This window comes from Paenibacillus sp. FSL R10-2736 (genome assembly GCF_038000245.1).
GTDB lineage: Bacteria > Bacillota > Bacilli > Paenibacillales > Paenibacillaceae > Paenibacillus_AQ > Paenibacillus_AQ phytohabitans.
In genome coordinates this window covers 5,601,940-5,618,566 of sequence record NZ_JBBOBN010000001.1, presented here as the reverse complement: position 1 = coordinate 5,618,566, position 16,627 = coordinate 5,601,940, and the positions used below count along the sequence as shown (strand labels likewise).

Here is a 16,627-nt window from a genome sequence, read left to right as displayed (position 1 = left end):
AACCGCTTGTTCCGGCTCCTTAATGGAAGGGTGGTTCTGATGATATCCAAGAATCTGTATGAGCATCCGGCTCAGCCAAGGGCGCATAAGAAGCCCACCGTACTGAATACCTTCAAGCGGGATCATCAGCTGTGGATTATGATTTTTCCGGCTATTGTCGTGATTTTTATCTTCAACTATATCCCGATGTACGGTATCCAGCTGGCGTTCCGTGATTATGATTTCAGCAAAGGGCTCACCGGGGGCGCGTGGAGAGGACTGTTCTATTTCCGGCAGTTTTTTGACAGCTATATGTTTGCCGATCTGATGAAGAACACGGTAGCGATCAGTCTCGCCACTGTAATTCTAAGCTTCCCCGCGCCCATCATTCTGGCGCTGCTGATCAACCAGGTGCGCTGGAAGCGCGCCAAAAAAACACTTCAGACGACCGTGTATCTGCCGCATTTTATCTCCATCGTCGTTATGGTGGGTCTGCTGAACGTACTGCTCTCCCCGAATTCGGGGGTAATCGGACATATCCTCAGCTCGGTCGGACTGGGTGATGTCAATCTGCTGGGCTCGACGGGGACGTTCGTTCCGGTCTATGTGCTCTCGGAGATCTGGCAGCATTGCGGGTGGAACAGCATCATCTATCTGGCCGCACTGTCTACTGTGGACCCGCAGCTCTATGACTCCTCCAAAATCGACGGGGCCAGCCGCTGGCAGACGATCAAGCATGTCGATATCCCGGCGCTGATTCCGACCATTATCATTCTGTTCGTGCTTAGTATGGGGAATGTGCTCAGTACAGGCTTCGAGAAGGTATTCCTGATGCAGAATGCCCTGAACCTTCCGGTCTCCGAGGTCATCGCGACCTATGTCTACAAAATCGGGATTATCAGCAACCAGTTCAGCTATTCCGCCGCCATCGGGTTGTTTAATACCGTGATCAACTTTGTGTTCCTGTACGCGATGAATATGATTGCCCGCAAGTCCTCGGATATCAGCCTGTGGTAGCGGAGCTTACGGAAGGAGTGGAGTAGCATGCAGCTAATCACTAACAGTAAAGGTAAAAATAAAACCGACATCCTCTTCGATGCTGTCGTATATCTGGTCTGCCTGCTCATCTTTTTGAGCATTGTGTACCCGCTGTATTTCGTCATTATCGCCTCTGTCAGTGACTCCACGCTGGTGTCGACAGGTCAGGTGACGATTTTCCCCAAGAATATAAGCTTCTTCGGCTATAGTGAAATCTTCAAGGATTCGCGGATCTGGACAGGGTATAGCAATACACTGCTCTATACGGTGCTCGGGACGGCCGTGAACCTGCTGTTCACCCTGCCTGCGGCGTATGTGCTGTCCAGACAGGAGTTCCGGGCCCGGCGGTTTCTGATGCTGACGTTCGTAATCACACTGTTCTTCAACGGCGGCCTGATTCCAACCTACCTGCTGATGAAGGATATGCACATGACGAATACGATGTGGGTGTTCATTATCCCGTTCTGCGTGAATGTCTATAATCTGATTATTGCCCGCTCGTTCTTCGAGAATTCGATCCCGCGGGAGCTGTTTGAGGCGGCTTCGATGGACGGGTGTACGCATTTCAAATTCTTCCTGAAGGTCGCCCTGCCGCTCTCCAAAGCGGTGGTGTCCGTTATCGGACTGTATTATCTGGTCGCCCACTGGAATGACTTCTTCACCGGACTGATCTATATCCGCAGCAATAACCTGCAGCCGCTGCAGATAGTGCTGAGAGATATTCTGCTATCCAACCAGGTATTCTCGCAAGGTGCGGGAGCGGGCGGTTCTGCCGGAGGTTATGCCCAGCAGTATGCGGATCAGGTGAAGTATGGAGTCATCATCGTATCTACCCTGCCGATTCTGATTGTGTACCCGTTCATCCAGAAGTACTTCGATAAAGGGGTCATGATCGGTTCAGTCAAAGGTTAATAAGGAGGATGAGTGATGAACACAGGTAAGAAGAATCATGCGGCAGTAAACTCAGGCATGCTGTACCAGCCGGGTACGGTGAAAATAGCTCATGCCATGCAGGCCTTCGGCTACAGCCATGTTGCGCTTAAGCCCGGCCACTGGAAGCAGCAGCAGGATGAGACCATTGAGATGTATCTCGGGATTCCGGATGAGGATCTGCTGCATATTTTCCGGGTCAAAGCGGGTATGCCCTCGGAGGCTAACGGTTTAGCCGGCTGGTACGGGGCGGGTGCAAGCACCTTCGGCCAGAAGCTGGGGGCGTATGCGAAGCTGTACCGGGTGACCGGGGATTTCAGACTGCATGAGAAGGCGGTGCTGCTCGCAGGGGAGTGGATCGCCTGCGCAGAGCAGTCCGCTGAATTATTCGATAATGATACTTATGTCTATGAGAAGCTGCTGGGCGGCTTCCTCGATCTGTATGAATATCTGGGCTACGAGCGGATTCTGCCTTATGTGCTGAAGCTGACGGAGGCGGCAATGGCCCGCTTCAAGCAGGATATTGCCAGGGACGGGCTGCAGGACCACGGGCTGTGGTCCAGTCATATGATCGAATGGTACACGCTGCCGGAGAATCTGTACCGTGCGTATCAGCTGACCGGAGAAGAGAAGTACAAGGACTTCGCTAAGGTATGGGACTACGATTATTTGTGGGATAAGCTGAACAACAGTGATTTCGCGATCGGCCCGCGTCATGCCTACAGCCAGGTGAATAGTCTATCCAGCGCGGCGCGCGCCTATGAAGTGACCGGGGATGAACGTTATCTGTCAGCGATGAAGGTTGCTTACGATGAGCTTACGGCCCATCATATCTTTGCCACCGGCGGTTATGGGCCTGCGGAATGCCTGTTCACGGAGAAGGAGGGCTACCTGGGGGATTCACTGAAATCCACCTGGGACTCTACGTTGTCGAGCCTGACCTATACCAATTTCGCCGGGACGGAAGTCACCCGCAATGACACCTGGGGCAGCTGCGAGGTCTCCTGCTGTGCCTGGGCGGTGTTCAAATTCAGCAGCTACCTGCTGCAGTATACCGGGGAAGCCAAGTACGGCGAATGGGTGGAGAAGCTGCTGTATAACGGAACGGGCGCGCAGCTCCCGGTGAAGCCGGACGGAAGAGTGATGTATTATGCCAACTACTTTCTGGATGGTGCAGTGAAGACGGTAGAGGACCGGAGACTGCAAGAGGGCGGGCATAATTTCGAGTGGCAGTGCTGCACTGGCACCTTCCCGCAGGATGTCGCGGAGTATAGCAATATGCTCTACTATCACAGCGAGGATAGCCTGTATGTAACGCAGTATCTGCCCTCCCGGGTGAAGTGGGCCAAAGACGGCATGGATATTACGGTGGAAAACTATTCGCAGTATCCGGAAGTGGAGGGGCCAGTCAAGCTGCGGATCAGTCTGGAGGGAAGTGCAGAGTTCGGGCTGAAGCTGCGCGTTCCGGCCTGGGCCACAGGACTGAATAGCTTGAAGATCAACGGGGAAGAGGTGGAGACGGCGGTTGTGCCCGGTGAGTGGGCTTCAGTCCGCAGGGAGTGGAATGATGGGGACATCGTGGAGATCGATTTCCCGTTCCCGCTCTATTTCAGAGCCGTAGATGCTGCGAATCCCGGCATTGCCGCCTTGAGCTACGGCCCGCTGGTGCTGGTAGCCGATAAGATGACCCGGTTCATCGGCGACACCGCCGACCCGTCCGGCTGGATACACCCGGCTGAAGGGCAGCCGTATACCTTTGAGACGGACAAAGGCCATGTGGCAGGATACAGCCACCTGACCCGCAGCTTCCAGCCTTATTACAAGATCGGCGAAATGCAGTGGTATTATATGTATAACGAAATCCAGCCGCGTTAGCGGCTGGATTGTTTGTTGTGGTATGAACCGTAATACTAGCGTTGCTAGATAAGCTGAACATAAAACCTTAACATGAAATTTTAACATAAAACTAACCTTCACCTTGTGAATATTTGAACCTCCGGCGTAGCGTCAAGAAGTTCGTGTGAAAGAGTAGAAGTACCTCCCTGGGTATGGGTACGAGTATGGGTATGGGTACGAGTATGAGGATGAGTATGAGTACGAGTATGAGTACGAGTATGAGTATGAGTATGAGTATGAGTATGAGTATGAGTATGAGTATGGGTATGAGTATGAGTATGGGTATGTTTATGGGTACGGGTTCGCCTGTTGTTGCAGGAAGCCCTTGATTCATCCGCTTTCTGGGGCAGAGATCAGCTGACTTGCACCGACTTTTATAAAATCCTGCACATAATACAACATTTCCCTCGTCTTATCGGCCGAAATCCAAAATTGTTGTATCAAATGCAGGATTTCAGCTTTTCCCGGTGGTTTAGGAGGATTATTGTTGTATTTCATACAACAATCCTCCCGGATACCCGGCTATCCATCAATCCAAGTTGCAAAACGTACAACATTTATGTCTACTGTGCTTCCGAAGAAGTCTCCATTCTGCTGCAGGTCACGAATCAAGTGCAGGGCATTGACGTATTCCGCCAGCCTCGCTGTGACTGACCGGTAACCTGTAGGTGTGTTGTCTAAAGTGCAGCATATATAGCGTACTTATTCCTTCACGATTGTAATCACATATTCCTGCTCCGTGATATGATCCTCTGCCTTAACCGTGAGGTTCAGCGTCGTGCGTTCCTCAGTCAGCTTAACCTGGCGCGGGAGCGAATCCTCGATCAGGATTCCGTCCGCATAGACCAGGGCATTCTTATGCTCTGGTGTGACATTCAGCTGTACACTGCCGGCCGCTTGCGGAACGGTTAGGGTATAAGCGGTTACGCCGCTGCTGAAGGGAGCCGAGAGCGTGCCTTCGCTAAAAGCAAGCTGGCGCAGCCCGGCGCTACGACTGTAGCCGGTCATCATGCGCAGCAGATCGAATATGCCATTTTCCTGCCCCGGAATGACGAATTTGACCTCCACTTCGGTCTTGCCGCTGATGACTTCAGCCGGGATAAGATAACTCCGGTTGTAGAAGCTGCGCGCCTGATCGGTGTGCAGAATTTCGCTGCTGATCAGCTCACCGTCCGCATAAATAGCGAGCTCCTTGCCGTTGCTGCCGGAGAAATAGGTAACCGAGAGGTAGTTGTCACTCTGCGGCGCCACCTTCAGCCGGTAGCTGAACCAGCCGCCATTCTCCGCCTTGCGGATATTGTATCCGTCCCATGTAGCCACAGAGGTATTCTCCCCTTGAATTCCGTGCTCCAGCTCGTATTGGTCATTGCCGACAGGCAGACTGTCAAGGGTGGCATCCTGCACACGCTGCCGGATTTTGCCCTGCAGAATATGCTGCTGCAGCTCCGCCGAATCGGCTTCCACCAACCGCCAATAGATGCCGTAACGCTCATTATGCTGCTTATAATGGGGCGTAAATACCAGCCGGTTGTCTTCATCCGTTCCCTGAAGCGCAAACGCCAGTTCATTCTGCTCCAGCCGGACAACGCGGTCCGCAAGCTGCTCCAGCCATGATTCCGGACTTTCATTCACCGTGGTGATGAAATCCTTCACCAGCATATTGCGGGTCGGCACACTGACATCCACACCTGTGGCAGACACAGCCAGATCAGTCCGGCCCAGGGCGGCGCTGAGCACAGCCGGCCCGTATTTGAAGGCTACAACATGCCGGGCATCCGGGAGATTGAAGTAAGCAAGCTTCATCGGCAGCCGGAGCTGCAGAGTATCGCCGTCTTCCCATACTCTGCCCACTACAGCATATGTTCCGCTCCCGTTGAATACAGCATTGACCGGCTCCCCGTTTAATAGGAGCTCCGCTTCACCGGCCAGCCAGTCCGGCAGACGAAGCTTGAGCGCAAGGGGACTGGCCTGAGGCTGCAGGGTGTTTATTGTGAATTGTACAGCATCGCTATAAGGCAAATTGGCCGATTGTGTCAGCTTCAGCCCGTGTTCACTGGAGTGGAGGGTGGAGCTTAGGTACTGATTGACCACAATGCTTGCGGCATCATAGAAATATAGGCTGTCATTCAGCTTGGTGAAGCTCTCCATGCCGGTTCCGGTGCAGCACCAGAAATGCTCGAACGGTGAGCTGTACACTTTGAAGTAACCCGTTGCCATAGGCTGAAAATACATCGTCATCCCGGTATGCGGATGCTGTGAGGACACGATCGCATTCAGGTAAGTATTCTCGTAAAACTCAGCGTATTTGGAGTCTCCGGTGATTTTGAACAGCTCGCGTGTCAGCTTCAGCATATTATAGGTGTTGCAGGTCTCCGCAGTGAAATTGGAGCGTTCCCGGTCCAGCATATCCGGATCGCCGAAATGCTCCCACTCGCTGTTGCCGCCGGTAATGTAGCTGTGATGATGCACAACCATATCCCAGAACTGCCTTGCGACCTCCAGATAAAAGACCTCACTCTCCCCAAGGGTCCGGTAACGGTTCAGCGCCCCGAGGAACTTCGGAATGGTAGTATTGGCATGTTTGCCTTTGAGGATATCTTTGCCTTCACGGATTGGAGTGAACAAAGTCAGCTCATCAAAGCTATGAGCGGCTCTTAAGTGGTTAGCGTTCCCGCTGATTTTGTACAGCTCATAAAGGCAGTCATTCATCCCGCCATATTCGACGGATAATACGCGCTGCTGTATTTCGTCAGACCAGGAAGCCGTACGGGTGTACACCCAATCCCCCAGCTTGTTCACTACGCTATACGCTGTTGCGCTGCCGGTAGCAGAGTAGGCGGCGGTGAGTCCGGCGATAATCTTGTGCATTGTGTACCAAGGAACCCAGGCAGGCTGTCTATTCTCAACATTATCGAACAGCTGCTCATCGAACGCTGACAGGTAACCGCTCTCATGCTGGCACAACGCAAGCTCACTGAGCAGGTGCTCCAGTCTGAGCGCAAGCGCATCATCCTGGGTGGTGGCATAAGCCTGGGACAAGGCAGAGAGATAATGGCCCAGAGTATGCCCGCGGATTTCGGTATTCTCCCAGCCCGGATACTTCTCGCTCTTCTTCGGGAGTCCCCGGTTCTCACGGAAGCCGGCCAGCAGACGGTCAGGTTCCAAGCTGGTGAGGTACTCTATTTCTTTGGCAAAGGCATTGACGATATACGGATCGGCGATGGAAACCTGATGCATGCGGTACTCCTGATACACGGGTTTGCCCTGAGTCTGGGCCGCAGACTGCGTTTGGGGTGTAATTGTCACTTTTTATCACCATTCCTATGGATTCTATAATGTTAAAGCAAGGCTGGTATCCTATGAATAAGCTTATATTTAAAGGACCTGTCGGTAAATAGTGATAGGTTCGAATATGTGTGAAAAGGTTAGATTTTCGAGGTGGAGTGGGACAAGAGAAAAGTACCCCCGAACCCCCGAACCCCGATGTTTGCTACTGCGTTGTCATCAATCGTTGGAATATGGGCATCCAAAACTCTATGCGGACTCCAGAGCCGTTATTTTCTCGAAACCCGTCATTTTCAGCTTGAAGCGGACTCCAGTTCCGTTATGCTCCAAATCATCGTCCAAATTCTCTGTTTCCAGAGAAAATAAGCGATCTCCAGTCCGCGAGGAGGTGAAAACAGCGAAAATCAGCTGAATAAGGGATTCTCAGTCCGCTTCCCTGCCGATTCAACTCTTCGGAGCCGATTTGTGAATTCGTGGGGTGGAAGCACAAAAAAACCGCAGCTGCTGCTTAGGGCAACAGACTGCGGCTTGCGCGTATAGACAATAAAGCTTATTGAACCCATATATCTTACTTAAGGTGTGTACTGCTGCACGATGGAGACGATCTGTCCGTTCTGGATGGTGATGTGGTAAGGAGATTGGCTTAGATCGAAAACATCAGTTTTGGCAAATTCCTGAGTGAACTGCTGCAGGCTGAGCGCCTCGTTCCAGTTAATGTCCAGTTCCTCAATATTACCAGTGTGGTCGTAGATCTGCATAGTTACTTTAGCATTAGGGGCTACCGGGTAGGAAGTCAGCGAATCGCTGTCATTCACGATATAGTAACCGTCGGGTACACCGCCGATTTCGGCTGCGGCTTCAGGCTCACGTTCAGCGAAGATAGCATCGGCCGCTGCGCCTTCGTACCATGTGATTTCGTCTCCGGTAAGGGTGGTTTGACCCTTATTGGTGTCGAGTGCGTGTATGTAAACCGTCAAGTGCTGGATATGATCGCTGCTCTGGGCTTCTGCGGTCTTCATGGTCGTGCTGGCCGTAGTCACGAGGGAGAGGAACAACAGGACCAATACAGGAAACAGATAGACATTTTTGTTTTTTAACATTGTGGAATTTCCCCCTTGGCATAATATGACACGGTGTAAGTCTATATACCTAATTACCCTTCGGTATAGTTCTCAAACGTGTTCATACCCTAATAACGTTGATTTTCAAAAAATGTTGCAAATATATTTTCAGATCTCCCTGCAGGAGCCGATCCAATTATTGGGTTGCTTACCTCCAGCATCATCGCGTTGCCAGTTATCGTCGTATAAAGCCTTAATCCGGGGCATATTAAGTTATCCAACTATCGGCTGAGAGGTGACTGGGATTGAAGGAGATCTGGCAAATATACAAGAGAGATTGGCTGAGGCTGTTCAGGATACCTGTGGCCATGCTGCTGATTGCAGCGCTTGTTGTGCTGCCCTCAGTCTATGACTGGGTGAATGTGGCGGCCGTATGGGACCCGTACAGCAACACCTCCGGGATCAAAATCGCCGTAGCCAGTCTGGATGAAGGTGCGGCCGTGCAGGGTACAAGCTTCAATATCGGTGCGGAGGTACTGGAAAGCCTGCGGAGCAATAAGTCACTCGGCTGGAGGTTTACAGATGCGGAGGCTGCGGTGGACGGGGTGCGGCGGGGGGATTACTATGCGAGTATTGTGATTCCGGCGGACTTCTCTGAGCGGATGACCGGTATTCTTGAAGGTAAGCTGGAGAAGCCGGAGATTGAATATACCGTTAATGAAAAAATCAATGCGATTGCTCCAAAAATTACCGCCAAGGGTGCTTCCACGATCACCACGCAGATCACCGAGCACTTCACGGAAACGATCAGCAGTACGGTTCTGACCGCCCTGCGCGGGATAGATGAGGAATTCCAGTCCGAGCTGCCCGCGATCCGCAGGGTGGAGGCCGGGCTGTTCAAGCTGGAGGCGGAGCTGCCGGAGATTGAGCAAGCCGGAAGGCTGGTACTGAAGCTGCAGGAGGATTGGCCGGAGATCTCCTCTTCTGCGGAGCGGATTGCCGGACTGGCCTCCAGGCTCCCGGAGGTAGAGCAGGCGGGAAAGGCCGTGGAGCAGATCGACGATTATTGGCCGCAGATTACGGCTGCTGCCGGACATCTGGAGGAGCTGCAGGAGAAGCTGCCCCGGATTGAACGTGCTGCCCTGCTGGTATCCGAGCTGGATTCGAACTTCAGCAAGGTGGACGGTGTGCTGGACCGGGCAGAAGCCCGGTTGGAAGAGGCCGCAGCCGCAGTGGACACTGCGGCCAAGGTTCTGCCGCAGGCTGACCGGATCACCGCTGCCGGCAGCAGCTTCGGGCTTGCGCTGCAGCAGTTCCTGGCCGGGAACGGCACAGCCTTTGCGGCTGTCCCTGGGGTTGTGCAGCAGAATTTGTATCTGCTGCAGCAGGCCGGGGAATCGGCCGTGCAGTTGACCGCGCAGCTGCGGCAAGATGCCGCGCAGCCAAGCGAGGCGCTGCGGCAAGATGCCGCGCAGCCAAACGAAGCGCTGCGGCAAGGTGCCGCGAAGCCAAGCGAAGCGCTGCACCAGAGTGCGGTGCAGCAGGAGCCCGCGCAGCAGAGCGCTGCGCGGCAGCTGCAGCTTGCCTCGGCCCGGCTGGCCGCGGCAAGCGAAGGGCTCGCCCACACAGCGCAGCTGCTGGGCGCCCTGAACACACTTGCGCCCGGGACCGCGGGCGCAAGTGATCTCCGCGCCGTCGAAGCGACGCGGAAGCCCTATGCCGCCGCAGCTGCGCAGGCGGCGGCACTGGCACAGGCTGCGCAGGCAGGCGCGCAGCCCACGGAGGCTGAGCTGGACCAGCTCAGCCTAGCGGCAGGTCAGGCGGGAGCTGCCCTGGAGGGGGTCATCCCGCGGTACAACGCGGGAATTCTGCCCGCAGCGGAGCAGGTGCTGCAGCAGCTGACTGCGGATGCGGGGAATGCTGCGGCTGCGCTGCAGCATATTCCGCAGCGGCTGGCCGCGCTGGACACCATACTGGAGGAGGCGGGGACCGCCATCCAGTATGGACAATCCGGCCTGGCAGCCCTGCGGCAGAATTTGCCGGCCATCCGCGAAGAGGTGCATAAGGCAGCGGGGGGCATGACAGAGAAGATGGCAGCATTCAGCAATCTGGTTACTAACGTACTTCCGCGTATTAAGGAAGGACTGCCGGGGGCTGGGGCGCAGATTCACGAAGCGGCCGAATTTGCCAGAACCGGACTGCCTGCGGCGGAGGTGAAGTTCCGCAAGGCAGCGGATTTCATTACTGCCGGATTGCCGCGGGCAGACCAGGGAGTGGAACGTGCGGCGGAGCTGGTGCGCAGCGACTTGCCTGCGCTGATGGCATCGGTCCGTAAAGCGGCAGCAACACTCCGCGATATCAAGGAGGAGGTCGATCTGGAGGAGATTGCCCAGCTGCTGGGCGGCGATATCCAGAGACAGAGTGATTTCCTGGCGAATCCGGTTGTACTTAAGCAGCAGACGTTATATCCGATTCCCAACTATGGATCGGCGATGACGCCTTTTTATGTCGTGCTGTCCCTATGGGTAGGCGGTACCCTGCTGATCTCGCTGCTGCGCACGGCTGTAGATACCGGCGGAATCCGCTACCTTGGGTATCAGCTCTATTTCGGACGCCTGCTAACCTTTCTTACAGTCGGTATTCTTCAGGCGCTGGTGGCAGTGCTGGGCAATATCTTCCTGCTAGGCTGTTATGTTGCTGATCCGGTATGGTTTGTCCTGTTTGCCGTACTGATCAGCGTGGTATTCGTGACGATTGTCTTCACGCTGGTCTCGGTGTTCGGCAGTATCGGCAAAGGGATTGCCATCGTATTTATGGTGCTGCAGTTCTCCAGCTCCGGCGGCACCTTTCCTATTAGTACCACCGGACACTTCTTTCAGGTACTGAATCCGTTTATGCCCTTTACCTATGCGATCAGCCTGCTGCGTGAAGCTGTAGGCGGTCTGCTGCCGGAGGTAGCGATCCGTGATGCGCTGTTGCTGGTCTTGTTCGGCGTGCTTGCGCTGCTGCTGGGTCTTACGCTGCAAAAGCCGCTGCAGGGCTTCATCCGCAAAGCGGCCGCGCAGGCAGAAGAGTCGAAGCTGATTTCGTAGATAAAATGGGGATATATAACATTTATTCCGTCTTTGTCAACCTATTTTGAACCGTTCAAACCGGATTGACCTGTATAATTGAGGGATTTATTATATAGGAATATCTGGATTAATATTCGAATATATGGTTTTTTGAGGGGCGGTATTGGTTTGCATCATAAGACTACAATTCAAGCGGAGCTGGCCGCTTTCCTAAGAAATGAAGGAATGACGATTAATCAATTCGCAGGGGTATCCGGCGTTAACTCCGGAACACTGAGCAGTATTATTAACGGCAACCGTCCCATTGCCATGCAGCAGCTGGACCGGATTACCTCCGGGATGGGGCTGGCTGAAGGGGCGTTCTACGAACTCTATATAGATGAATGTGTCATTCATTCCACACCCGACTGGCGGCGTTTGGGCCCGTTCCTCCACCGCTGCGCGGAGCTGAACAAACTGGAGTGTATCCGGCAGGTCGTCCTTATTATAATGGACAATATTACATATGCCCCTGTGCTGTTTGATACAGCGGAGCAATTCTACGGGCAAGGAAACTATCAGGCGGCGGCTCTGCTCTATGAGGGCGTTGCCGACAGTGAGAAATACCAGCATTCGGAGCGTCTGGCCTTATGCCAGTACCGGCTGTTCACCATTAGGGTCGGCCAGAACCGGGAGGCGGACTTCCGGGCAGCCACGCGGTTCGAATATTTCGTGGAGCGGCTGGATGAGAGCGATCAATTAGGTGCGTTGCAGCAGCTGGCTGATGTCTATCTGTCATTGCAGTACTGGGATAAGGTATGGCTGCTGGCCGAAGAGCTGTACCGTAAGACAGCGATTCAATATGAGATTAAGCATCACAAAGTCAGAAAGCAGAAAGAGCTGAAGGAACCTCCGAAGCCGCTATGCTTCTATATTTTATACGCCTACTGGCTGCAGTCCGTGGTATGTGACGGGCGCGGCGAATATGAGCGTGCTTTGCATTATGTAACTTTATATTCAGAAATGGACTGGATTGTGGAAGATTCAGAGGAAGTCCGGCAAATTAAAGAGTATTTCAGCAGTCAGGCAATAGTTAATACTTATCTGTTCCGTTTAATGTGCGGAGATTTGGAAGTGCTTCATAACTATGTGGAGTATATCGGCACGGGCGGCACCGGCCTGCTCCCCGGAATGCTGAAGGCCGTTCAGGCAGCCAACCGGTTTCACTGGAATGTGGATGAGCTGATCGGGCGGTTCCTGCCGCAGGTAGAGCAGGAGTGGCCTGCCCCGGGGCATGGCAAGCCGGGAGCGGACCTGCGGGATAAATACGCGGAATTGCTCTATGAGCTGGCGGGATATTACCTGCGTGCCGGAGAGCAGGAGCAGGGATTCCGCTACTTATTCCTAAGCCTGGAGGCTTCGGCGGAACTGGGCAGCGAGACCTGTGTGATCCGCTGTGTGCGATTGTTTGAACAATATCGGCCGCAGGCTTCGGCTGCGCAGCAAGAGGATTATAAGCAGCTGATCAATAAAGTACAGACTGCCCATGCCAGCAGACACCTCGCTCCGGCAGGCAAATTGTAAGAGGAATATTATCCGCTATAAGCTTGCAACTATAGTAAAGCACCGTCCCAATTCGCGGACGGTGCTTTTAAGTGCAGGTATTTGCTGCAAATGGAATTGCAGGGCGGGCTATGTCGTATAAGAACACAATATGACATTTTCTCCTCCCGCAGGTCTTATCTTGCAGGTGCAAAATCAGCCACCTGCGGTCATTCACACCATCGCCCATCGGGAAAAACACCTTGGTGCTAAGCACATAATCCGACCGTGTATAGGAGCGCAGGGCGGCGCCGACTGCTTTTTCACCTTCACCGCAGTTATAGGCATTAGCTGTATCAAAGAAATTGATACCGCATTCAAAAGCTTTGGCAACACATGCATCTGCCGCCTTCTGTTCCGCCGCCGTGCCATAAGTAAACCAGCTGCCCAGGCGGATTTCACTGACTTTAAGTCCTGTATTGCCCATTTTTCTGTATTTCATCTTCTTCCCATTCCTTTCATAGTTTTTTTGTGCACTTTTTTAGGTTGTCTCTGTGTTTTTTCTGTTATGATGAGGACCAGTCCAGTTGATCGTAACATATCCTCTTAATTAAGAGTAAGAACATAGAGAGTTTCCTTTCTAACTTATCCCAATGGCTTATAATGCCGGCTCTGACTGGACAATCGGGCAGTACAAGATGAACGGTGACAAATAGGAATAACGGGCAAAGTTAATACAGTGTGGAAATTAAAAATAAGTAAAATAGTTAAATATGGATTTTGGAATGGAGTTCTAGAAAGATGATGGAGAAGATGAATACCCGGAGTCCGGTCATTTGCAATTTAGAGGATGCTGCAGACCGGATGATTGAACTGCTAAGCCAGATTTTTACGTCAAATACGATTATGATTACGATTCACGGTTTAGGCTTGGTTCCCCTGCTGCGGACCTTCAACCGGGAAGCGCCTATCATGAAGGAGGAGGACAATTTCGCCCTTCTTGATCCTATTCGCAGTCTGGTTATTCTTAATGACAATAAGCCGACACTGGTCGCTGACACGCATAATCATCCCGGCTCCACTGCCCTTGAATTTATACATACACGGGGCATACACTCGTTCATTGGCGTTCCTCTGATCACGGAGCAAGGGGAGGCTGTGGGGACGATCTGTCTGATGGACCCTGCAGCCGGCCTGCATACGAAGGAAGACCTGGATATAATAAGCGCCATGGCCTATTTTTTCACCTATATTATGAATTTGGAACGAAAAGTTGAATTCATAGAACGGCAGAGCCAATCCAAGCTGGACCTGTTTGCCATGCTCAGTCATGAAATCCGCACCCCGATGAACGGCATTATCGGCATGACCGATCTGATGATGACGACTGAAATGGACGAGCAGCAGCAGTATTACATGGAGATCATTGAGTCGAGTAATGCCAAGCTGCTGCAATTTCTGAATGATGTTCTGGATTTCAGCAAGATGGAAGCGGGCAAGCTGGTCATTGAAAAGGAACCGTTTGATATTATTACCGCACTGGAGGAGAGCGTCTATTTGTTCTCCACCAAGGCTTTTGAGAAAAATCTGGAAGTCATTCTGAATGTGGATTCGGAAATTCCCCTGTATGTTCTGGGTGATGCCCCCAAGGTACGCCAGATCATCATGAATATAGTAAGCAACGCCCTGAAGTTCACCCACGCCGGGGAAATCCTTATCGAGCTGAAATCGTTGCCTGTCCGCGGTGAAGAAATAGGGATAAGGATTACGGTGCAGGATTCTGGAATAGGTATTGCGGAAGACAAGCTGAAGCTGCTGTTCAACAAATATACCCAGGTTCACCAGAGCAGCGAGCTTCATCATTACGGAGGCACCGGACTGGGACTGGCAATCTGCAGACAGCTGGTGGAGCTGATGGGGGGAGAGATCTCCGTTGAGAGCCGGGAAGGGGTAGGGACGAAGCTGGAGGTCACTCTGTATCTCGAAAAATATACAAGCCTGCCCTCGATTCCCTTCGAGAAAGATGTGCTTGACGCAATTAAAATCCTGGTTGTTGATGATAATCAGACCAGTCTGCATGTCATCTCTTCGGTACTAGAGGACTGGAGTGTGGCAGTTACTTCCGCCGAGACTGCCAAGCAGGCAATGGACTTTTTGGCAGCTAACAACGATTATGATCTGATCCTTATGGACAAGGATATTGAGGGCACAGAGGCTACAGAGATTGCCAAGCAAATGCGTCAGCTTGCTCCGGACAGGAAGCTGCCCATAATTCTGCTTGCTCCCCTGGGAACGAATCTGGACGAGGAGACCAAAGCGCAGTTCGCCTCCATCATTATCAAGCCCATCCGCAAGGTGCATCTGCTCAATAACATATTGGCTTTGCTGAAGCACAGTAAGCCGGAATCCTAATTGCGCATTCTCCTGATATAATTGAATCAAATTATAAGGCGAAAGGTGAGTATACATGTCTATATCCATTTCCGGAGCTAACAAGGTATTTCTGTTTCAAGGGGATTCCATTACAGATGGCAACCGTGACCGGGGCAATGATCTTAACCATATCCTCGGGCACGGCTATGCATACATAGTTGGCAGCAAATTAGGCAATGAGCTGGCGGAGCTGCGGCCGGTATTCCATAACCGCGGGGTGAGCGGAGACCGGATCTCCGATCTGTATGCGCGCTGGAACGAGGATGCGATTTATCTGCAGCCGGATGTGCTCAGTATCCTGGTCGGGGTTAATGATATCTGGAGAACGATGATGGGCGACCCGGGCGGCATCACGGACCGCTTCGAACGTGCTTACCGCCATGTGCTGGAAGAGACACGCGAAGTGCTGCCGCAGACCCGGCTTGTACTCTGCGAGCCCTTTCTCCTGAAGGTAGGGGCACCGGCAGTGAATTGGCCGGAATGGCTGAAGCTCCTGACTCATTATCAGGAGGTTGTCCGCAGCCTTGCGGAGGAGTTCGAGGCTGTGCATATACCGCTTCAGGACGTTTTTGAGGCGGCCGCAGCAAGAACGGATGCCGTATACTGGGTCTGGGACGGTGTGCATCCAACGGCGGCCGGGCATGATCTGATCGCTGCAGAGTGGCTGAGAATTGTGGGGCAGAGCGGGATTCTGCAAGGGTAAGCCAGCCCATTCTCAGCTCTTCTTAGATAAATTCGGATTACAGTGACAACAGAAATAAGAGTAACACCAGTAAAGGCAAAAGTAAGAGTAAGAGCAAGTGTAAAAGCAAAAGCAAAGTAAAAGCAAAGTAAAAGTAAAGTAAAAGTAAGGAGCCTGTTTGAAGCCGGGGATGTTACCGGAACAAGCGGGCTTTTTGGTTAGGTTACTGTAGGGAAACATGAGTTTCGTCTGTTGCGGATAAGTTTCATTGGGATGTGGAGCGGATCTGCCAGTCAAAGGGATAAATCCTTCTGAAGCCACCGAAAGCAGGCAGCAGGAGGAAATGAGGAGCATTAGTGCCCCTGAATCCGCCGAAAGCGGGCGGCAGGCGGGAATGAGGGGCAAAAGTGCGCTTGAATCTGCAGAGAGCGGGCAGCAGGCGGGAATGAGGGGCAAAAGTGCCCCTGAATCCGCCGAAAGCGGCGGCAAGCGGGAATGAGGACCAAAAGTGCGCTTGATTTCACCGGAGGCTGCCCGGAACTAGTCTGTCTGGAGTGGCATGGGTGGCCTTAATCTACTTAAGCTGCACAGGCTCCATCAACTCCATAAGCTCCATAAGCTCCAGCTTGATTTGCCTTCCGGGTAATTTTTTTTTTGCCGGGCAGAGGCTGGCGAAATAAGCTGTTGCTAGTTGCTAGTTGCTAGTTGCTAGTTGCTAGTTGCTAGTT

At 52.7% G+C, this 16,627-nt stretch carries 11 protein-coding genes and 1 pseudogene; 8 read left to right on the top strand and 4 right to left on the bottom strand.

What is annotated here, in order from left to right:
• Window positions 1-39: 39 nt before the first annotated feature.
• From NSQ73_RS23960 to NSQ73_RS23950, 3 genes are read left to right on the top strand one after another with little or no spacing between them, the layout of a single operon-like run.
• A complete protein-coding gene (locus NSQ73_RS23960) occupies window positions 40-996 on the top strand; it encodes an ABC transporter permease (RefSeq protein WP_042134843.1) in 957 nt (318 codons plus the stop codon).
• A 27-nt stretch (window positions 997-1,023) separates the two neighbouring features.
• Entirely contained in the window at window positions 1,024-1,929 is a 906-nt protein-coding gene (locus tag NSQ73_RS23955) for a carbohydrate ABC transporter permease (protein WP_042134844.1), read from the top strand.
• A gap of 15 nt (window positions 1,930-1,944) precedes the next feature.
• Window positions 1,945-3,822, top strand: coding sequence for a beta-L-arabinofuranosidase domain-containing protein (locus NSQ73_RS23950; RefSeq protein ID WP_340988453.1), 1,878 nt, complete (start codon window positions 1,945-1,947; stop codon window positions 3,820-3,822).
• 351 nt (window positions 3,823-4,173) lie between these two features.
• Here NSQ73_RS23950 and NSQ73_RS23945 read toward each other — a convergent pair whose 3' ends face one another.
• The 3 genes from NSQ73_RS23945 to NSQ73_RS23935 all read right to left on the bottom strand — a co-directional run bounded on the left by NSQ73_RS23945 (window position 4,174) and on the right by NSQ73_RS23935 (window position 8,228).
• A complete protein-coding gene (locus NSQ73_RS23945; RefSeq protein ID WP_340988452.1) occupies window positions 4,174-4,341 on the bottom strand; it encodes a hypothetical protein in 168 nt (55 codons plus the stop codon).
• A gap of 204 nt (window positions 4,342-4,545) precedes the next feature.
• Window positions 4,546-7,149 (bottom strand): beta-L-arabinofuranosidase domain-containing protein, encoded by a 2,604-nt coding sequence (locus NSQ73_RS23940; protein WP_340988451.1) that lies wholly within the window; start codon window positions 7,147-7,149, stop codon window positions 4,546-4,548.
• Window positions 7,150-7,700: 551 nt separating this feature from the next.
• Complete coding sequence (locus NSQ73_RS23935; protein WP_042134849.1) at window positions 7,701-8,228, bottom strand: hypothetical protein; 528 nt, start codon at window positions 8,226-8,228, stop codon at window positions 7,701-7,703.
• A gap of 266 nt (window positions 8,229-8,494) precedes the next feature.
• Here NSQ73_RS23935 and NSQ73_RS23930 point away from each other — a divergent pair, with 266 nt between their 5' ends.
• Both NSQ73_RS23930 and NSQ73_RS23925 read left to right on the top strand, forming a co-directional pair.
• The gene (locus tag NSQ73_RS23930; protein ID WP_340988450.1) at window positions 8,495-11,281 is read left to right on the top strand and encodes a YhgE/Pip domain-containing protein; all 2,787 of its coding nucleotides are present in this window, start codon (window positions 8,495-8,497) and stop codon (window positions 11,279-11,281) included.
• Window positions 11,282-11,431: 150 nt separating this feature from the next.
• Window positions 11,432-12,826, top strand: coding sequence for a helix-turn-helix domain-containing protein (locus tag NSQ73_RS23925; protein WP_340988449.1), 1,395 nt, complete (start codon window positions 11,432-11,434; stop codon window positions 12,824-12,826).
• 154 nt (window positions 12,827-12,980) lie between these two features.
• Here the strand turns inward: NSQ73_RS23925 and NSQ73_RS23920 are convergent.
• Window positions 12,981-13,286: pseudogene (locus tag NSQ73_RS23920) on the bottom strand (aldo/keto reductase); the annotation flags it as partial.
• 299 nt (window positions 13,287-13,585) lie between these two features.
• Here NSQ73_RS23920 and NSQ73_RS23915 point away from each other — a divergent pair.
• The 3 genes from NSQ73_RS23915 to NSQ73_RS23905 all read left to right on the top strand — a co-directional run bounded on the left by NSQ73_RS23915 (window position 13,586) and on the right by NSQ73_RS23905 (window position 16,398).
• A complete protein-coding gene (locus NSQ73_RS23915) occupies window positions 13,586-15,196 on the top strand; it encodes a GAF domain-containing hybrid sensor histidine kinase/response regulator (protein ID WP_340988448.1) in 1,611 nt (536 codons plus the stop codon).
• 55 nt (window positions 15,197-15,251) lie between these two features.
• Window positions 15,252-15,920 (top strand): SGNH/GDSL hydrolase family protein, encoded by a 669-nt coding sequence (locus NSQ73_RS23910; RefSeq protein WP_340988447.1) that lies wholly within the window; start codon window positions 15,252-15,254, stop codon window positions 15,918-15,920.
• Window positions 15,921-16,242: 322 nt separating this feature from the next.
• Window positions 16,243-16,398, top strand: coding sequence for a hypothetical protein (locus tag NSQ73_RS23905; RefSeq protein ID WP_340988446.1), 156 nt, complete (start codon window positions 16,243-16,245; stop codon window positions 16,396-16,398).
• Window positions 16,399-16,627: the final 229 nt, after the last annotated feature.

What these genes read in the sequence shown, in the direction of transcription:
- NSQ73_RS23960 (WP_042134843.1), top strand. Translation starts at nt 40, where the DNA reads ATGATATCCAAGAATCTGTATGAGCATCCGGCTCAGCCAAGGGCGCAT.
- NSQ73_RS23955 (WP_042134844.1), top strand. Translation starts at nt 1,024, where the DNA reads ATGCAGCTAATCACTAACAGTAAAGGTAAAAATAAAACCGACATCCTC.
- NSQ73_RS23950 (WP_340988453.1), top strand. Translation starts at nt 1,945, where the DNA reads ATGAACACAGGTAAGAAGAATCATGCGGCAGTAAACTCAGGCATGCTG.
- NSQ73_RS23945 (WP_340988452.1), bottom strand. Translation starts at nt 4,341, where the DNA reads ATGAAATACAACAATAATCCTCCTAAACCACCGGGAAAAGCTGAAATC.
- NSQ73_RS23935 (WP_042134849.1), bottom strand. Translation starts at nt 8,228, where the DNA reads ATGTTAAAAAACAAAAATGTCTATCTGTTTCCTGTATTGGTCCTGTTG.
- NSQ73_RS23915 (WP_340988448.1), top strand. Translation starts at nt 13,586, where the DNA reads ATGATGGAGAAGATGAATACCCGGAGTCCGGTCATTTGCAATTTAGAG.
- NSQ73_RS23910 (WP_340988447.1), top strand. Translation starts at nt 15,252, where the DNA reads ATGTCTATATCCATTTCCGGAGCTAACAAGGTATTTCTGTTTCAAGGG.
- NSQ73_RS23905 (WP_340988446.1), top strand. Translation starts at nt 16,243, where the DNA reads ATGAGGAGCATTAGTGCCCCTGAATCCGCCGAAAGCGGGCGGCAGGCG.